Raw genomic sequence first — 19,512 nt, forward strand, 5'->3', positions numbered from 1 at the left:
TAAAATGCCATTAAAAACTCAAACATCGCACAAATTAACTTCATGTGATGTTTGAGTTTTTATATAAATAACTTTTATTCCATTCTCTCAGGAGCACTAATGCTCAATAAATCCAATACATTTTTAATTACTGTTCTTGTAGAGTCAACCAATATAAGTCTAGCCTTCATTAGACTCTCATCCTTGCCTCTAACTGTACATGCATTATAGAAGCTGTGGAAGCAAGAAGCCACATCCTGTACATATCTTGTCAATCTGCTTGGTTCAAGAGTTTCAGCTGATATTCTAACCTCATCTGGATACTCAGATAGCTTTTTAATTAATTCACGTTCCTCTTCTTCCTTGAGCAGTTCAAGATTTACATCTTTTATATCTGGAACAGTTACTCCCTCACTAGCTATGAGTTTGAGCATACTGCAAATTCTCGCATGAGCATATTGCACATAGAAAACAGGATTTTCACTGGATTGCTTTGCTGCCAAATCAAGGTCAAAGTCCAAATGGCTTCCTGACGCTTTTGCATTAAAGAAAAATCTTACTGCATCTCGACCTACTTCTTCAACCAAATCCATCAATGAAATTGACTTTCCTGTTCTCTTTGACATTCTTGCAACTTCACCATTTCTATATAAACGTACCAATTGGAATAACACTACATCAAGCTTGTCCGGATTAATACCAAGAGCAGCCATTGATGCCTTCATTCGTGCCACATGTCCATGGTGATCTGCTCCCCATAGGTTTATTACCCAATCAAAGCCTCTAGTTTCAAACTTGTTTCTGTGATAAGCAATATCTGCTGCAAAGTACGTAGGTACTCCATTATTTCTAACTAAAACCTCATCCTTGTCACTTCCAATTACAGAGCCTTTAAGCCACAATGCCCCATCATGTTCTACTGTACAGCCTCTGTCCTTAAGAAGCTGCAACGTCTCAGCTACTTCATTGCTCTTATGCAAAGTCTGTTCCGAAAACCATACATCAAACTTAACTCCATAACTTTCAAGACCTTCTTTAATTGCCTCTAAGTTTCTAGGCAGAGCATATTCAACAAATACCTTCTTCCTTTCCTCGGAATCAACATCTATATACTTATCCCCATTAACTTTAATAAATTCCCTCATGTGCTCAGTAATGTCTTCACCTTGATATCCGTCCTCAGGGAATTCGATAGCATCCTCACCTTTAATTAACTGAATATATCTAGCTTCAAGAGATTTTCCGAATTTTTCTATTTGATTACCTGCATCATTTATTAGATACTCTCTTGTAACATCATATCCAGCGGCAGCAAGTACGCTTGCAATACAGTCACCTAGAGCTCCTCCTCTGGCATTACCCATATGAAGGGGACCTGTTGGATTGGCACTTACATATTCAACCATTACTTTTTTGCCATTTCCTATATTTATGTGTCCATAATCCTCTTTTTCTTCAGCAATAATTTCTAATGTATCGTATAAATACTTAGTTTTTAATGTAAAATTAATAAACCCTGGTCCAGCACAATCCACTTTCTCAATATAAGTATCTTTTAAATCCATGTTTTTAATTATTGTTTCTGCTATTTGCCTAGGCGCTTTTTTTGCAAGTTTAGTTATTTGCATTGCAATATTTGTTGAAAAATCACCATGTCCCTTTTCTCTTGGAACCTCTATTAAGATATCCTTAATTTCTAATGAGGGTAATTCCTCACTTTTTATAGCTTGGTTAATAGCACTACGCACAACAGTTTTAATTTGTTGGCGAATTTCCTCTGATATGTTTTTCATTTGCCAATCCTGCCTCTCTTATTTGCATATAAAAATTATTTTTTCCAGCGCATTGATTATCAATTTCAATCTGATATCCAACACTTATTTCTCCACCTACATCATTAATATCTATATCCACATTTTCAGCATAAACACCTATAGTAAAAATCCCATACTCTGTTTCATAAGAAGATACATGCTTTTGTCCCTTTTGGAAAACAAATTGTGAATTAACTTTCCCAAATCTCATCAGTGTAACAACACCGTCACCAACCTTTAAAGTAGTAGTAGTTCCAAGCATACCTGTCACTTCACTCTCTTTATAGGTTATATAGTAATTATTCCCTTTTTGATAGTACTTCCCCTCTGTTATAAGTTCAAGAGTATTAGTATCACTGCTTGTGTCAATCTGAGTACCCTTCACGTTGATTATAACATCTTTACTCATAGGGTTCCTCCTGTAATCTTCGTATTTTATATCTTGAATCAGTAATATAATAACATTTGATACCAATTTTTTAAATATATTTTTAAAAAAGCTATTACATTAGTATAATTTTATACTCAGATTTCCTTACAAGACAGTATGTATTCGGTGACTTATCAAATAAAATAATCTCTTAAAAATATTGTTTATTATATAACAATTTTATAACAACAACCATTGTTAAGCTTGATCATAAATAGACTTTTTTATGTGGAGAATTAAGTTAATTAGTAAACTCTCTTTCACAGTCATTAAACCTTTCAAAAGCTAATTCTATAAGCTTATCTATTAATTCAGGATAAGATATACCACTTTTCTCCCATAGCTTTGGATACATACTAATCTTTGTAAATCCAGGCAGAGTATTAATTTCATTTATATAAATCTGTCCTGTCTTTTTATGTACGAAAAAGTCAACTCTTGATAAGCCAGCACAATCAAGGCACTTAAATGCTCTAACAGCATACTCTCTGATTTTCTCAACTGTTTCTGAATCAAGATTTTCAGCAGGTATCGTTACTTTGGAACTATCACCTGCTTGATATTTTGCTTCATAATCATAAAATTCCTTACACGGCACAACCTCTCCTACTGTAGAGGCAATTGGGTTATCATTTCCTAATACTGCACACTCAATTTCTCTGCCATCAATAAATTCTTCTACAAGAACTCTTCTATCATTCTTTGCTGCAATAATAAGTGCATTTATCAGTTCTTCTCTGTTTCCAGCTTTATTTACACCAACAGATGAGCCAGCATTAGAGGGTTTTACGAAACAAGGATAGGTAAGTCTTTCTTCTACCTTTCGAACTACATCCTCTTGCTCATTGTATATCTGCTTTCTGCTAAATACAAGATAGTCTCCCTGAGGCAAACCTTCCTTCTCAAACATTATCTTTGTATATGCTTTATCCATTCCCAACGCAGATCCTAACACTCCACAGCCAACATATGGAATCTGTGCAAGTTCGAAAAGTCCTTGTATAGTGCCATCTTCTCCATTGCAACCATGTAATACCGGAAAAACAACGTCTATTTTGTTATTATTGTCACAAATTATTTTTTTAGCAGAATTATTCGGAACAATTTCCAACGTAGATGAAGATGTTGACATTTCTTTTTGTGCTAAAAGCTTTTGTTGAGCAATTGCCTGCCACTCTCCACTGCCAATTTTATCTGTTTCACCTTCATATGTAAGCCACTGTCCTTCCTTTGTAATTCCAATCATAACAACATCATACTTTTGCTTATCTATATTTTCTATAACTGACTGAGCTGATACCCTAGATACTTCATGCTCAGATGATTGACCTCCAAATATAACAGCCACTCTTTTTTTTGACATTGTATAACAACCTCCACGTCCATTATAGGCACAAAATTTTGAAAAATTTAAATATCCATTAAATTATATTTTACATTTTACTATTTAAGTACTAATTATACAAGAATACCAGAGTATTTAGTAAACTAAATTCCCTGGTATTCTTGTAATATGTCTTAATTAATTTTATCAACTTCCACTTTCAAATTTTAAATTGTAAAGCAGTAATATTAAGCATTTACACAAAATCACTTGCAGTATTGATAAGATACTTTTTGCCATCTTACATGATTCAAAATCAAGTTTCAACATGTATTCATAACATCACTCTGTCATTTTCTTACCATAATTCTATTACATTAAACAAACAGTTATTCCTTACCTTCCCAGCTTAATATCACCGCTTTACAAATCTTTAAAAACCACTAAGTTGAGTTAATTTATTTGTATTATTTCTCTTTATCAGTTTTTTCTGAGGTTGATCTTAAGTATGGTACAGGGTCAACTGATTTACCATTCTTCAAAACTTCAAAATGGAGATGCGCACCATCCTCACATTCACTCTGAATAGGATCTCCCACAAGTCCAATTATTTCATTAGCTTTAACCTTTAAGCCACAGCATATGTCCTCTAGGCCTTGCCTCGATAGACCAGCATACTTAGTAACCAAGCCATCTGTCCCGTGGGATATTTCAACAGTAATACCATTTGCATTATCCTCTACTAGACTTATTGTCCCATCTGCGACTGCTCTTACTTTTGTAAGCTTTTCAACCTTGAAATCAAGTCCTTTATGTGCCCTTATGTCGCCTAAAGTTTTAGATTCAGAAAAAGTGGTTACATCCCTAGTAAAGTCTTTCATTATAGCACCATCAACAGGTCTGTCAAATTTTAGAGTAGACTTTACAGCGGCATTGTCACTTTTAGCCTTTGGAGATGTCTCCTCATTTGCTTTGTCATTAGCTTTTTCATTATCCTTTTCAGGAGCACTTGCAGTTGCGTTTGCAGGTGTTGATTGCTCTGCAACTGTCGACTGATTTGCTATATCAGTATTACTAACACTACCAGCAACAGCTTTTGCCTGTTCTCCTGATTCATCTTCTAAATTTGCTTCACCAGGAATGAGCTGTGCGGGGTCATTCAGACTGGTATCAGGTGAGTTCATATTCTGCGTTGCTACATATATTGCCGTTGCTGCCACAATTAATATACAAACTGCTAAAACTATATAGAATCCTTTATTATTAAAGAATTTAGTCAGTTTGTTTTTCCAATTTTTTTCGTCTGGAATAAGTTTCTTCATAATATATATTCCACCTCCATTAAATATTGTTTCCTTTAATACCAACAATATACATAATGAAGGTGGAATTGTTTTATCTTTTTTCTAAATTTTAAGTCTAAATATATTTGGTTTTATTCATTTGTCTCATGCTGTTTTGAGTTAAAAATTAAATAAATTAATAACTAATCTACTCCAGCATAGTAAAATCGTTTATTTCAACTCCTTTATAATAGTGTTTTAAAATATCTTCACAGCTAGTTCCACTCTTAGCAAGATAATTAGCACCACATTGGCTCATACCAACTCCATGACCATAACCAATTGTTGTTATCGAAATCTTACCATCTGGTAGCTGAGCAAATTTCATATTTGTTGATTTTAACTGAAATAATTTTCTAAATTCTGTACCTTTCATATTAATATTTCCAATTTCCATATCGATTACTCTATTCCCTGAAGAGTATTTATGTATTTTTATATTTGACAATATATCTTCCTGATTTAATTCTATTTTAGGGCTATATTCTTTCAGTATCTTAATCATTTGCTGCGGTTCTAATATAACCTCACTTTTATATTCTTTGAATGTATCCTCACCAATGCTTTCTACTCCTCTTAGATAGGGTTCTGCAGTACCCGCCCATACATCTTCTACATTTTCAGTGTGTCCACCACTATTTGAATGAAATAATGGATTTATAAGTACATTGTTATATTCCAAAACCTTTCCTTGAGTATCACTTACAGCCTTACAAATTTTATTCCAATATCTGAAGGAAGCAAGAAATCCCCACCTATCCATTGCAGTGTTTTTACTAATCCATGCCTGACAATGTCCTGGGTCGATGCACACATCCGCTCCGTTATGGGCTTTATCTATATTTGAGCCATAAAGCCTCGTTGCTCGTCCTAAAGCGTAAGTTCTAGCAGCAATTGCTTGCGCCTTCAAAGCTTCTATTTCAAATGATGCTGGCATTTCAGCTGCTAATACTCCTATCAAATACTCCTCTAGTTTCATTGCAACTACTTTCTTTTGATCATTCATGTATACATTAATTGTAATGCCTTCCTTTTCAATGATAGTTTCCTCTGGAGCTGTTACCACATCAATATTTTTTACTATAACTAAAGGTATAACTACAACAATTATGAGCATCAAAAAAACATAGCCGATAAGTTTCTTCATTCCAGCCTCCCTTTTGTTATTCAAATAAAACTTTACAGACGAAATAATTTCTTTAATGGTTATCAAGAAATTTTCTTGTCAATAGCCATTAACTTTTCGGGAGTTTTTGTATTTCATAATTAATTTTTAAATATTTTATGAAAATTCTTTTGTGGAATTTAGAATAGAAAAATATTATTTACTCAACTTTCACGATTGAAAATTCAAATTATGAAGACTCTATTCGTTGTGCAGCCCCAAAAAACTGAGAGTAAACAAAGTTTGAGTTAATAATTCAAACGTCGAAGTTAAACATATTGCTTAAATATTAATATTATTAGGTGTGACAGCATTATCAAATGAAAAGTAAAAATTTCATAAGATAAGTTTACTTGCACAATAAGCCATTATTAAACCAAATGTTTGACTCGACGACCTTTCATTAGGAAGTAGATCAGAATAACGGCATGAATTATTTATATAATTCAAACTCAAATATATTTTTTAATGCCGAGTTTCAGTTAATTTATTCAACTTCCTCAATTGAAAAATCGTAGGTGTTAAACTTATCAATGGAAAGTTGGATTAGAAATAATTGCATGAATTAGTTGGTGAGTAAAGCTTGCTGTATTAATAAGAGTATTTGAAATTAATGAACTATAAAAGGTGGTATTCATTTATGTTTAATTATTCAGCAAGCTCTATGTATTTTTGCCGTCACACTCAATGAACCATGGATGGTGAATATTGATGGGCGGCTAAAATACTGAAGATAAACCATTACTAATTCAAGCAATTATTTCGTCAATAAGCCATTGGTAAGCTTAAACACCGATAGATTTTTGTGGTGGGAAAGTTGAACTAATTTATTAATATTACAATCACTCTGAATATTAAAAAACCCCCTAACAAATATCTTTTTTAATGTATATTCATTAGGGAGTTTTTTTATGAGTTAATACTGTTTGTTTAAATATTGCTGGTTTATTAATTATCTTCCACTCTTTCAATCTTAGCTCCTAAAGATCTTAGTTTCACGTCCAGCGCACAATAGCCTCTGTCAATATGTTGAATTTCACTAATCTCTGTTGCACCTTCAGCAGCTAATCCAGCTAGAACAAGTGCTGCTCCTGCACGCAAGTCTGTTGCTTTTACACTTGCTCCTGTCAAATATTTCTTACCTTCTATTACAGCCGTTCTGCCATCAATCTTAATATTAGCACCCATTCTTTTCAATTCACTAACGTGCATAAATCTGTTTTCAAAAATTGTTTCTGTTACAATACTAGTGCCTGAAGTGCAACTAAGTAATGCCGTCATTTGCGCCTGCATGTCTGTAGGAAAGCCTGGGTAAGGAAGTGTTTTAAGATCTATTGCTTTTAAATCACAATTCCCTTTTACAGATACAGATGATGTGTCCTCTTCAATCTCAGCACCTATTTCTTTGAGTTTAGCAATTATTGGCTTCAAGTGATCAGGTACAACATTATCAATTATTACTTCTCCATGTGTAATAGTAGCAGCGGCCATATATGTTCCTGCTTCTATTCTATCAGGAATTACAGTATGAGTGCATCCATATAGTTTTTCAACACCCTCGATTCGAATTGTATCTGTGCCTGCACCTCTAATACATGCTCCCATCTCATTTAAATAGCTTGCTAAATCAACAATTTCCGGCTCAATAGCAGCATTCTCAATACTAGTCTGGCCTTCCGCTAAAACAGCAGCCATCATAATATTTTCAGTTGCCCCGACACTTGGAAAGTCTAAATATATCTTATTTCCAATAAGCTTTTTTGTAGTTTTCCGAGCCTCTACATAACCATGTCCTTGAGTAATTTCTGCTCCAAGTGCTGTAAAACCTTTTAAATGTAAATCAACTGGTCTTGAGCCTATAGCACATCCTCCAGGTAAAGCAACTCTTACAAAACCTGTTTTAGCTAGCATCGGACCCATTACAAGAAATGAAGCTCTTAACTTATTTACGAGCTCATATGGAGCTGTTGAATTAGTTATATCTCTAAGATGAAATGCAATAGATTTTTTTCCTAGAGGTTCAACCTCAGCTCCTAGTGATTTTATTAAATCACACATTATTTTTACATCATTTAAATCTGGTACCTCTTCAATAATACTTTTTGTTTCTCCTAACAGAGATGCCGCTATTATTGGAAGAACTGAATTCTTTGCTCCATCTACTTTAATTCTACCCTTTAAAGGCACACCTTCGCTGATAATATATTTAGCCAAATGAGCTCTTCCTTTCATTTTAGATTTTTATTGCTTTAATACTCAGTATTCACTATAGGCGTAGCCACCCACAAATAGGTTTTGTCTTCCTGTTTGTTATATCTGATAGCTATACTCAAGTTTACATTTTTTCCGTTAATGCTTAACTTATCTTTCATTACTGGTGAAAAAGCCGAAACACTAATTACATTTTCAAATCTTTTACTATCTACCTTTTCCGCATCACTTTCATTTAATATATTTCTACAAATCTTTTCTAGCTGAGTATCCTCAACATTTCCATCGTAAGTTCCGGTTATACATGAATTTACTGTTACATCTAATCCATGCTTATTAAATATATCTTCTACTTTTTCCCTAAGAAATAAAGCATTTACTTTTTCTGTTCCAGTTGCATCTATAGTTATATATTTATCTCCTGCATCGGAATTATTCCCTACAATACTTGCCATAGCTGATACTTTTACCCCATCTTTAGTAGAGCCTAATATCTCTTTTTTCAGCAAATTGTCCGTACTAGTTGAATTGGTTGAAAAATTCTTAATTTCTATGGCATTAAATACATCTTCACATACTTTTGATAAAGCATCTAAATCTTTATAGTCATCAGTTGCTCTAGAAAAAAAATACATTTCATTTACAATCATCTTTGCACCAGATGAGTTAAATACATCTATAATTGATACATCTTGTTCATTTGTTTCTTTTTGTATTCCTATGTAATATATAGTTCCAGCAATAACAGAAACAAGTATAAGTCCAATAAAAATAAGAATAAAGTTTATTTTTTTCATACTACCCTCCACGCCACTCAGGCATATAATTATTGTTTAAACTTCGAGGAGGTAGGCTATTTTTTTAAAGCTATCTCCGCATTGATAAAAATTTTGAAACTCCAAAATTAATTATGTTAAAAACTTTTTTTAGCTGATACTATGATTATTACCTTATTAAAAACGTAGTATACATGATAAAATTGATAAAAAAAGTTAATAACTTAGCTAAATGCGGTATATCAAGATTACACGCCAAAAAATCCAAAAATTGATAATATAAATCATCAAAATTACTCATTTTTAACTGAAAATTTAAATAATTTTAATAAAAAAACAACCTCGTGTAATCTGAAGTTGTTTTTTTATTTCCTCAATTTCCTAGTTTATTGTATGTTTATAAACTTATTAATGGAAAGCCGAGTTATTTAGTTGTTTAAACATTTTTTATAATTTTCAATATGTTGAAAGCGCCCTGCTGAGCATTATTGCAAAATTGCCTCTTGAAATATTGCTGGTCTCATTAAAGTTTTTATATATGCTGTCCTCTGGTGTTAAAATTTGCAAATTAAAAATATTTTGGACATATGCTGAATACCACTGATTTTTCTTGAGTTTCGTGTATACACCCTTTGATGTTGTTTTGAATTTAAATGACTTACTTATTATTGTGCAAACCTCTGCAACAGTTATTTTATTGTTTGGTCTAAAGGTTTTATCATCAAATCCGCTCATTATGCCCTTCTCGCTTACAGCAGCAATGTAGTTTTTAGCCCAATGTTTATCAGCATCTTTAAATTTTTTGCTCAAATCTGCATTGCTATCCAACTTTAAATTTAGAGCTGTGGCTAGCATTACCGCTGCTTCTGCTCTTGTTAAAGTATTTTGCGGTTTGAAGGTTCCATCTGAGAATCCATTAGTCACTCCTATATCATGCAGATGACGTATATAACTGTCAGCCTCTGTGTTTAGTATGTCCGTGAAGGGTCTATAGTTTAAATCATCTGTATTTGTAGTTATAACTCTAAAGGGAGCAATAACCATTGCTTCGTTAATATCAAATGAAGCCGAAGCAGCTGCTTTACTGTCAAAGGCATATGTAACATTTATAGTTTTGCCATTAGAAGGACTAAATGCAATTATTTTAACTCCTTTGCCCTTTTCTTGGCTGGTGAGAGTAATTTTGTATTTAGCGTTAATATGCTCAGTTGTTACTCTCACACCATTTGCCAAAACACCTTGACTTGAAAAAGCTGAAAGCAGCAGTGATATTATTAAAATTGTAATGTATTTTTTTGAATGCTTTTTCATTGGTTCCTCCATTTGGTTCTACTCAATTTCACCAGCAAGCGCCAATGCTTTTTCTATCATGTACATGAGTTCTCCTCTTGTTACTGCACCTGTTGGATTTAGCTTACTTGATGAGGAATTTGGTATAAAACCATTTTCAACTGCAAAAGTAACCTTATCCAACAAATTCTTGTCAATTTTGTTGTAGTCACTATAGCTTGAAGTTATATCATCCTCAGCCTTAACCTTTTCACCAGTCTTTATTTCATATAGAACAGTTACCATTGCTGCAGCCTCTTGTCTTGAGCATACTGTTCCTGCATATTTGCCTCCCTTTATAAAACCAGCCTTAACAGCCGATTCCATATATTCACTGCCATACTGGTATTCCAAAGTGTCAAAAATCAATTTTACTGCATCACCCAAAGTTGCTTCTTCATCAGGCTCAAACATTCTGCCTGAAACACTTTTTAGCTTGTGAAGATAAGCTACGTTTATTATAGAAGATTCATATTCATGACCGTATATGTCATCAAAAATGCTAGTGGTCTTATCAGCTACTGCAAATATTCCTGATGTCTTAGAATTAAAACTAATTACTCCAGATTGATTGTCAGGATCATATTTATTCCAGGAAGTCTGTTTCTCCCAGTTCTGTATCTTTGGATTAAACACATATCCTGCTGTCTTTCCTTCTACATAATCATTCATAATAGTATATGGATAATTCACCACTAACGGTGTGTTAAACTCCGATATTTCAATGATACCATTGCCAGTATCAAGTGTAACTTCCATTTTTGCTAATTGTTTTTTGAGAAGTAATTCATTTGCCTTTGATGCTGGCTTACTAGGCTGCAATGTTATATTGAATATATAAACCTGCTCTGACAGCGTATTCTCAGTAATAACATTTGCTAGTATCCCTGCTTTTAAGTCATAGGTTACTGTTGATGTTTTAAATGAAATATTCTCCTTTAACTGTTCAAGCTTATCAAATACCTTTTTTGACACATAAATAGCAATATAGTCTGCTTTTGAAGGCGGCTCTGATACATCTACAATGTAATCGAGCTTGTTGTCAGTATTCATAACCTGAATGAGTCTGTCGGCATTAACTCCTACTATCTTTACAGTCCATGTTCCGCCAACAACCTTTGGTGCCTTATCAATAAATTCACCACCTATAACATTATCCACATCCTGGTCAGAATCATAATCATCACTGCTTCTTAAGGTTCTAACACTTATGCTCTGAGTTGGCTGAGATATTAAGTCTTTAGCAGGGTCATATGCATATAATCTAGCAAAATATCTGAAATTGGATTTTAGTCCATCTACCTTGTACTCAGATACTGCTCCAACTTTGTATTGCTTCACATCATTATAGTCTATTCCACTTGCAACCTCCAGAATGTATTCAAGGTTATCCTCCTGTATCCATTCAAAGGTAATACTATTTTTAGTTTTATCACTTGTTCCAAATCCCCTTGGTGTAGTAGGAGGAATATCCTTTAAAGTTTTTACTGGAAGCGAATCACTCCACTCTGACTTCTTGCTTTCTGTCATATCTTGGCTGAAGGCTTCTGCCTGAATCCAAAAATAATATAATGTATCTGGTTTTAGTCCAGGAATTCGTATATAATCAACACCTGAATTTTTTATTTGTTCTGTAGTGACTGTAATTACAGGACCAGCTTTTTCAGGGTTGTCCACCGTTCCATATTTGATATAATAAGTGTTTCCATCCACCAATTCCCATCCTAAATCTATGTATGTATCAGAAGCATACGTATAGTTAAAGTTAGGTACTATTGGCTTTTCAACTATCTGTGTTGGAGATGGCAATGTAGTAAATATTATAGGATTTGAAGTATCTGAAATCAAATCTGGCTCTCCATCTCTTACGGCTCTTACCCATAGAATATATGTTGTATTTGGTTTCAAATCATTTACAGGTATTACTATATTGTGCTTGGAGTATATTGGTGGAACAGTATCGGAAGGAATATTATCAGGAGCATTTAAGGTTGCATCCTCCCTTTCATCATTTGGGGCTGTTGAAACACCTTCAAGTGCATAGTTGTCAATTGTTGTAATATCTATACCCTCATAATATTCCTGACAGCCTACAGATAATGTAACTCCATCACCATAGGACACCTTTCTGTATGTTATATTATCAGGTGGTGTTGTCACTGGATTATACGGAGGTGTATCATTTAATGATGTTTTATCGGCTCTTGACTTCTGATCATCATATGACCACTCCCCTGTAACCGTATCAAAAATTTCATACCATCTATTTTTTAATTGAATAGTTACACTTTTATCTGTAATCATGTCGCTAACTCCATCAATCTTCTTCCTTATTTGAAGAGGAGGATTTGATGGAATCAAAGGAGTGTCAATTGCTCCGCCCGGCAAAGTAATAATAACCTTCAATGCTGGAGCTGATGCATGTTCTACATTCTGAATAACATCGTCAATCTTTTCAGCAAAATATTTCTTTGCCACTATTTTGAAATAGTAAGTGTGATTTGCAGTTAGTCCTTCAAGCTTATACTTATAACCAATAACTTTATTATTATCAGCAGCATCCATTACATAATTTGTTTCTCCTGGTGTAAAGGATGACTGAATGAGTGTATCTGTTTTTGGCTCATCTATTGTGTTAGGATCTTCTATTAACCAAATATCGTACAAAACATCCATATCAATAGTTCCATCTGCTTTTTTGGGTACTCTCCAAAGCACTGTAGCTGTATTTGTACCAAGTTCACCTTTTATTTTAACTGTATTATCTACATTAAGAATGTCCGCATATGAAATTATTACATTACCAGCCGAATCCACGAATTCAGATACTATCTCAGGCATGGCTGGTGTTGATGACACCTTTTCATCCTGAAGAGTTATTTTATCAGATACAATACTAACACTGTCAGGATACAAATTATGTCCATCTTTAGTTACAGTTGCTCTTATTAAGTAATAGCTTACTTCTTCACCTAGCGGCACTGTAATAAAGGTTGATGTACTTTCTTCTATAAGCATAGGTATAGGAACATTTCCTATAAATTTGTCAATCTGATAAGATACCTTAACATCTGAAGTGGAGATACCTGTTACAACAGGGCTCCAATCTAACTTCCATATAACTCCAGCATCAGTTATAGCCATCTTTGTTGTTTTTGCTAAAATATATGTACTAACTAAAACAGTTGTAGGGTCTTGTGTTCTTATTATTTCTGAATCAGTAAGATCAGGTACTATTTTTACATAATAAACTCTTCCTGCATCATTTACTTTATGTTCATATGTTAGCTTTCCTTCTGACTCATTTACAAAAACTGGTCCATTTAGTCCAATTTCATTCTTAGTTATATGTATTGGCAAAGTATTTGTAAAATCAGCATTTTCTGATACATATAGCTTATAATTAATTCGCTTACCATCATTCCAAACATCATCCCATGTTATTTTGAATTTGTTGGTACCAGTGGTTTCACATTGTACATTGATATCAGTTAAAAATTTGACGGTATTTGAACTAGCCGACTCAGGAGACTTCATTGTATTATCAGTAAGTGCATCTATATATGTATAATATGCTTTAGCATTTGCAGTATAAACTGTACCTGAATTTAAGTTTCTCATTCTTATGGGGGTTGTACCTGCAGGCAAATCCTTTTCCTTTAAGAATACTGGCCTTGCGGACCTATAGCCCTTTGGTGACTCTTGCAGATATATGTTTACATACTTACCTGTAACAGTTATCCCTTGGGGATTATCAATCCCTGCCCAGCCAATATCAGCATAAAAGCCCGACGCACCTCCATCAGAAGAACTATAGCCAATAGGCTTTTCAACATTTGGATACAAAGCAGTAATAGCTAGTCCACTAGGTGCAGGTTGATCTGGAAGCTCAGCCCCTAAAGCTAAATTTGTACCATATGTTGTTATAAAAAATATTACTAACATTATTGTTGCTAGTATTCTGTTTGTTTTCATTATGCATACTCTCCTTAAAGTAGATTACATATTTCAACGAGTAGTGTTATACCCTCACTGCTTAAATATCTAAGCAGTATCTACCACTTATTCGTATTTCATTACATCAGAGGTATTTCAACGAGTCAGGTTATCTCTCACTTCCCAAAAAACCAAAGTAGTAGCAATCTCTTTCAGAAGTGAGATACTTTTTTGACTCGTTATAATTCCAGCATCTTCTGAAGTACTGTTGCAAACTGTCCCCTGTTAATTTCTTGTGCAGGATAAAATCTGCTGCTGGAATCGAGAGTCATCAACCCCATTTTTAAACTCAAATAAACCGGAATTGCATATCTTTCAGCTATATCCTTGTCATCCTTAATTGCTTTATTATACGAAGCTTTTAGCTTATTGTAATCGGCACCTGTCCTGAGACAATACAGCTTAATTATAATAGCAGCAGCCTCTTGCCTTGTAATATTTCTATTAACATTTGTGATGTTTATCAATTTATCAATTCCATATGTTTTCGCTTTAGTCTTAATATCAGTTTGCTTATCAACTGTTGTTTCTACAATTAATTCATACAACAAAATACTCTCTTTAACAGTTATTTTTAATTCTGAATTAAAGGAAGTTTCTATTCCTGGGAACACAGCAGCCAAGTCATAATTTGCTGCAAGCTTTGCTATATAAGGCTTAGCAGCACTATCATTTGAAACAGTAGCCGAAACATCCTTTAAAGAAAGAACCACATATTTTCCTGGGCTATTTACAAAGTAGCTTAAGTAACCACCATCGTGTTTTAAATTCTGTGTCAGCTTCTGCCAGCTTGCAGAATTACCATACACTACATATGGATTTGTAATTGATTCAGATTTATAAGGCATCCTTACACCTAATGGCGAACTGAATTTTGAAATATTATAAGTCTTAGTAAGCACACCCTCTTTGTAACCCACACCTTCTAATGTATCTTCTAAGTAATATGACAATTCACTCTTTACTTCATCATAGAGTTTATTCAAATATTCCATAACTTCTGAATCTTTAACGTTTCCTTGAGTCTTGGTATTATTTGGATTCTTTATGATATCCACCTTTTTTTGAACAAGCCCTGTCTTATCATTATACAGTTGATTCTTGATTAGTTCATTTATCGCATCATTTGTCATTGTGCTTGCAACAGCCTGAGCAGACAAGACATTCATTTTCGATGCAATTGCAGTATTTGCAGGTATACTTGGCTGAGCACTTGTGCTCTGAGTATTATTGAGTTTTAAGAATACATCTTTAGCATCATCACTTTTAGTCTTTTCATCACCCTCTAGTGCACTCTTAAACTCCTTCATATTATCAGTATCAAAGGTACCTGGTCGTATTGTGTATTCAACATCCTTACATTTAATTATCACACTTTTATCATTGCTCTTAATAGCATCTAGAATATCCTTTGCTAAATAAATCTCATCCTTATATATATAGCTTGGACTATTAGATATATCTATTGTACAAGTAAATCTACCCGCCTGTTCAAGTAAGTCCTTGACTTTATCATCTCTAACATATATTTTATTTGTTACTCCATTACCGGAGCCAATTTCCCAGTAAGGCTCCTGTTCAAGCTTTTCAATCAAATCTAGGAATTTAGCAGTTACATTTGTATTTTTATCTTCCTTGTCATAGTCATCTTGATTAAACTCTGTTCTAGTCTCCACAGGCCCCACATATTTTGAAGGTGTAACTGCTGATAAGTTTGAGGAATCAGTTTTAACTGCTCTGACCTTTATATAATACCTTGTATTAGGTTTTAAAGGTAAATGCTCCACAGACCCATCAGGTAATATAGTGGGAACTAGTTTTATTCTTGCATTATATGTATAGTAGTTAGTATTTAACTGGCTGTTCTGTTTTTCAATATAATATGGATAAGTATGTGTTGATATATCAACATACTTCTCTAAATCAACATCGTTATCCAATACAGCATAATTGCTGTCATCAGCAGTTTTAATGGCAATCTCATAGCCAGAGTATGCGTCTATTGCATTGCCTTGCCATTTTAAGTCTATTTCATAATAGTCATTTCTTGTTTTTAGTCTGAGATTACTAATGTTTTCATTGTTAGTCATTCTTATGATCTTTATATCATAGGTTGTATCTGGCTTAAGTTCAAACAATCTACCATAATACACACTTTCGTCCTTAACTATTTTATAGTCTGCCTTAGGAAGTGTGATATAATTGCTTTCATTGGATTTCTTCAGCAGTATGGAATAATTGTCAGTTGTCATTCCAGGAGTAGTATCAAACCAATAGAAAGCTAATTCACAGTCGTTTACAACTTGCAGATTTGAAGGGCTTTCAATTAGTGATGTAGTTACTGGAATTGATACCCATACACTACTTTTTGTACCTGAAGCACTTACAATTTCAGCTCTAATAGTAAAGTAATAAATTTTGTTTGGATATAGCCATGTGTCTATAGTATATCTGCATTTTTTTGTTACACTGTTATATTCAAAATTTGCTGGCAAAGGATCAACATTAGGATTTAATGTTAATTTTGATTCATTATTATCTATATTATTATCCTTGTTTCCAAATGATTTAATAAAACTTTGATATATGGAATCAAGTAAAATACTGCTATCAGTGTCTGAGGTATCAGCCTCTACTTTCTTTGAAGTTGCTATAAGATTGTATTGCGCTGCATTCTCATTAACAGTCCACTCAAATGTTACAGTTTGCCCAGTAATCATTGGATTGCCATCAACATCTGTTGCAATAGAAAAATCTGTTGGAGCCAATGGTCTTTCAGCAGTATCATCTGGTTTAAGTTCTCCTGCTCTAGGAGTAGTAATAGGCAGCAATACTGTTTGTATTGACTGTCTTTCCTCCTGCTCATTTACCATTTTTAGCCTTACTTTTACCATAAAATAATATGTAGTATTAGGTGCTAATGAATATCCAAAGGAAGCAACACTATTACTTGCAGTAAACTTATTGATTGTAGCATATACCCAAGTTGTACTGCCTAATTTTTGCTTTGTAAAGGCAACATCCTCTAAAACACTTGTTGTATCGGTTGTTCCAATCAATTTAAATGAACTTGGATCTGTTCTGTAACTCATGTATAAGTCATAAATAACTTCATCATTATCACTATGCTTAGTAGTATAATTACTCCAATCTATATCTAAGTCGTTAAATCTAATTTGCACTGTCGCTTCTGCAGGGTCAGTAACACTGCTAGGTTTTACAGTAGTATTAACCCATTCAAGAGTACTTGGAATAGGAACATCTCTGCCTGATGTTGTAAGTGTTGTAAAGCTGGTTACTAAAGATTTCTCGGACATTATAGTGCTATCGTAAGCAGCCCCTCTATTGACAGCCTTTGTTGTATACATTTGCAAATAATATGTTTTGTTTGGAAGAAAATATGTAGGATAGTTTTCATTATTTGGAATAGTTATTGGATTACCATTCTCATCTTCTCCTTTAAACAGATCAAATCCTTTAAATTTATATACCAACTTGTCTCCTGAATCATCGATATTAGGTGAATTAGCACTTATATATTTCACCAGTCTATACTTAACAGGAAACATACCATAGTTTTTCCCGTTAGCCTCCAAGTACGGTGTTGGTACTATATTAAGGTCTTCCGCATCTATATTTAACATGAAGTGAAAATATATATCATTTGCAAGATTTCCCTTTATTTGATCCCAATTGCTTGGTTTGTCCCATGATATTGTAACATCAGAAGAATTATCAGTAATACCGCTGGCAGCAGTTGGCATAGCCAAATCCACACCTATTACTCTTATATTCTTTGGTACAGGAGGTCTTGCAGTATCATCCTGCATTTTATATGCTAGATTTAAAGATTGTATTCTATCTGCAACACTGTCAGACTTTACAACTACTCTGTAATAAATAGTGTTTTTTGAGTTGATACCATCTATACCTGTTATTGCATATTCTCCATCAAAATAGGAGTCATCCAGCTTTTTTCTTCTAGTCCAGCTAGTATCCTGTGATGATGGTACATTGCTTGTCTGAACCTCATAATAAAGTTTAGGCATATTAACGCCACCCTGATTAATACGATATATACGTACATACACGGTGTCAAAAGTATCTTTAGTCAATTGAAATCTTATTGGAGTATATGTATAGTCTGTGGAGCCTAAAAGTGGATTTTCAGCCAAACCGTCCGCAACAGCTCCTACATAATTCTTATCACTATCAACAAATAATGTGTTCATGCTCATTTTATAAATTGTACCAGGAAGTATTTCCTGATGAGCTAAAACATATTGATTATCTCCTGCTACAGCAATAGCCTGTGGCAGTGTAGACAATCCTGTTTGCGGATTTACTGCATTTATAAGGATGTCATCTCTTGAAGGAATAATAGTTAATTTATCTTTAACACCTAATAAATAAAATGAACACTGACCAGTGGAACTATCCCATTTTACATCAGAGTAAACTGTATTTTGTGTTTCACCTGAGACAGTAGCTGTATATAAACCGTTATCACCCATGGACAAAATTACATTTGCTAGCGATGATTCTCCTGTAATGTTTACACTGAAATTCAAATATCTAATACTTCCATCTATTTGTGAAAGCACTGCACTTTCGTTAGCGTATTGAATAGTATTTGTCGCATTATTAAAAACTCGAGGAATATTCCATTTTAGCTTGATTGATGGATAATCACCTGTTTCTACACCACCACCAGGTATTGTTACAGCCTGCTGCTCAACCTGCTCAGCATAAAATGAAACTTGAGGTAAAAAATACAACCTTCCAACAAATGTTTGTGCACTGCTGTTAACCAGTGAAACTTTAAAGTCATATATAATATCAGCTTGCATTCCAGGTATTGAAGCCGAATTTTTGGTTATATCAATAGGCAGTGAGATAGTATCATAACCCACAGCACTTGGAACATGATATTCAATAGTACCGCTAGTCACATTTGGAACTGCATCCCAATGAATATTTACAACTCCTGTACTTTTGCTATAGCTATCTATGTAAACCTTTATCGCAACATCAGCCGCAAATACTGGCTGAATTATTCCCGTAAAAATTGGGAAAATCATACTTAAAATCAAAACTGCAGATATTAGTCTTAATTTAGTCTTCATAAAATACCCCCGATTGTAT

10 protein-coding genes are annotated in these 19,512 nt (G+C 33.8%); all 10 read right to left on the bottom strand.

What is annotated here, in order from left to right; translation table 11 throughout:
- Positions 1-74: 74 nt before the first annotated feature.
- On the bottom strand, positions 75-1,772 hold the full coding sequence (gene argS / locus EHE19_RS17590; protein WP_137697405.1) for an arginine--tRNA ligase: 1,698 nt from the start codon (positions 1,770-1,772) through the stop codon (positions 75-77).
- Positions 1,735-2,202: a YwiB family protein gene (locus EHE19_RS17595; protein ID WP_137697406.1), complete on the bottom strand. Its 468-nt coding sequence runs from the start codon at positions 2,200-2,202 to the stop codon at positions 1,735-1,737. Before EHE19_RS17595 ends, argS begins: the two co-directional genes overlap by 38 nt.
- Before the next feature lie 262 nt (positions 2,203-2,464).
- On the bottom strand, positions 2,465-3,586 hold the full coding sequence (locus EHE19_RS17600; RefSeq protein ID WP_137697407.1) for a D-alanine--D-alanine ligase: 1,122 nt from the start codon (positions 3,584-3,586) through the stop codon (positions 2,465-2,467).
- 428 nt (positions 3,587-4,014) lie between these two features.
- Positions 4,015-4,869: a M23 family metallopeptidase gene (locus EHE19_RS17605; protein ID WP_137697408.1), complete on the bottom strand. Its 855-nt coding sequence runs from the start codon at positions 4,867-4,869 to the stop codon at positions 4,015-4,017.
- 169 nt (positions 4,870-5,038) lie between these two features.
- On the bottom strand, positions 5,039-6,037 hold the full coding sequence (gene spoIID / locus EHE19_RS17610; RefSeq protein WP_137697409.1) for a stage II sporulation protein D: 999 nt from the start codon (positions 6,035-6,037) through the stop codon (positions 5,039-5,041).
- 966 nt (positions 6,038-7,003) lie between these two features.
- The gene (gene murA, locus EHE19_RS17615) at positions 7,004-8,269 is read right to left on the bottom strand and encodes a UDP-N-acetylglucosamine 1-carboxyvinyltransferase (protein ID WP_137697410.1); all 1,266 of its coding nucleotides are present in this window, start codon (positions 8,267-8,269) and stop codon (positions 7,004-7,006) included.
- Positions 8,270-8,304: 35 nt separating this feature from the next.
- Positions 8,305-9,063: a YwmB family TATA-box binding protein gene (locus EHE19_RS17620; protein ID WP_137697411.1), complete on the bottom strand. Its 759-nt coding sequence runs from the start codon at positions 9,061-9,063 to the stop codon at positions 8,305-8,307.
- 435 nt (positions 9,064-9,498) lie between these two features.
- Positions 9,499-10,353 carry an S-layer homology domain-containing protein gene (locus tag EHE19_RS17625; RefSeq protein ID WP_137697412.1) on the bottom strand — a complete coding sequence of 285 codons (855 nt, stop codon included), beginning with the start codon at positions 10,351-10,353 and terminating at the stop codon, positions 9,499-9,501.
- 18 nt (positions 10,354-10,371) lie between these two features.
- Positions 10,372-14,346 carry a fibronectin type III domain-containing protein gene (locus tag EHE19_RS17630; protein WP_137697413.1) on the bottom strand — a complete coding sequence of 1,325 codons (3,975 nt, stop codon included), beginning with the start codon at positions 14,344-14,346 and terminating at the stop codon, positions 10,372-10,374.
- A gap of 200 nt (positions 14,347-14,546) precedes the next feature.
- Positions 14,547-19,493: an S-layer homology domain-containing protein gene (locus EHE19_RS17635; RefSeq protein ID WP_137697414.1), complete on the bottom strand. Its 4,947-nt coding sequence runs from the start codon at positions 19,491-19,493 to the stop codon at positions 14,547-14,549.
- Positions 19,494-19,512 lie beyond the last annotated feature (19 nt).

The organism is Ruminiclostridium herbifermentans (assembly GCF_005473905.2).
GTDB lineage: Bacteria > Bacillota > Clostridia > Acetivibrionales > DSM-1351 > Ruminiclostridium > Ruminiclostridium herbifermentans.

What these genes read in the sequence shown, in the direction of transcription:
- EHE19_RS17595 (WP_137697406.1), bottom strand. Translation starts at nt 2,202, where the DNA reads ATGAGTAAAGATGTTATAATCAACGTGAAGGGTACTCAGATTGACACA.
- EHE19_RS17630 (WP_137697413.1), bottom strand. Translation starts at nt 14,346, where the DNA reads ATGAAAACAAACAGAATACTAGCAACAATAATGTTAGTAATATTTTTT.
- EHE19_RS17600 (WP_137697407.1), bottom strand. Translation starts at nt 3,586, where the DNA reads ATGTCAAAAAAAAGAGTGGCTGTTATATTTGGAGGTCAATCATCTGAG.
- spoIID (WP_137697409.1), bottom strand. Translation starts at nt 6,037, where the DNA reads ATGAAGAAACTTATCGGCTATGTTTTTTTGATGCTCATAATTGTTGTA.
- EHE19_RS17605 (WP_137697408.1), bottom strand. Translation starts at nt 4,869, where the DNA reads ATGAAGAAACTTATTCCAGACGAAAAAAATTGGAAAAACAAACTGACT.
- EHE19_RS17635 (WP_137697414.1), bottom strand. Translation starts at nt 19,493, where the DNA reads ATGAAGACTAAATTAAGACTAATATCTGCAGTTTTGATTTTAAGTATG.
- EHE19_RS17620 (WP_137697411.1), bottom strand. Translation starts at nt 9,063, where the DNA reads ATGAAAAAAATAAACTTTATTCTTATTTTTATTGGACTTATACTTGTT.
- EHE19_RS17625 (WP_137697412.1), bottom strand. Translation starts at nt 10,353, where the DNA reads ATGAAAAAGCATTCAAAAAAATACATTACAATTTTAATAATATCACTG.
- argS (WP_137697405.1), bottom strand. Translation starts at nt 1,772, where the DNA reads ATGAAAAACATATCAGAGGAAATTCGCCAACAAATTAAAACTGTTGTG.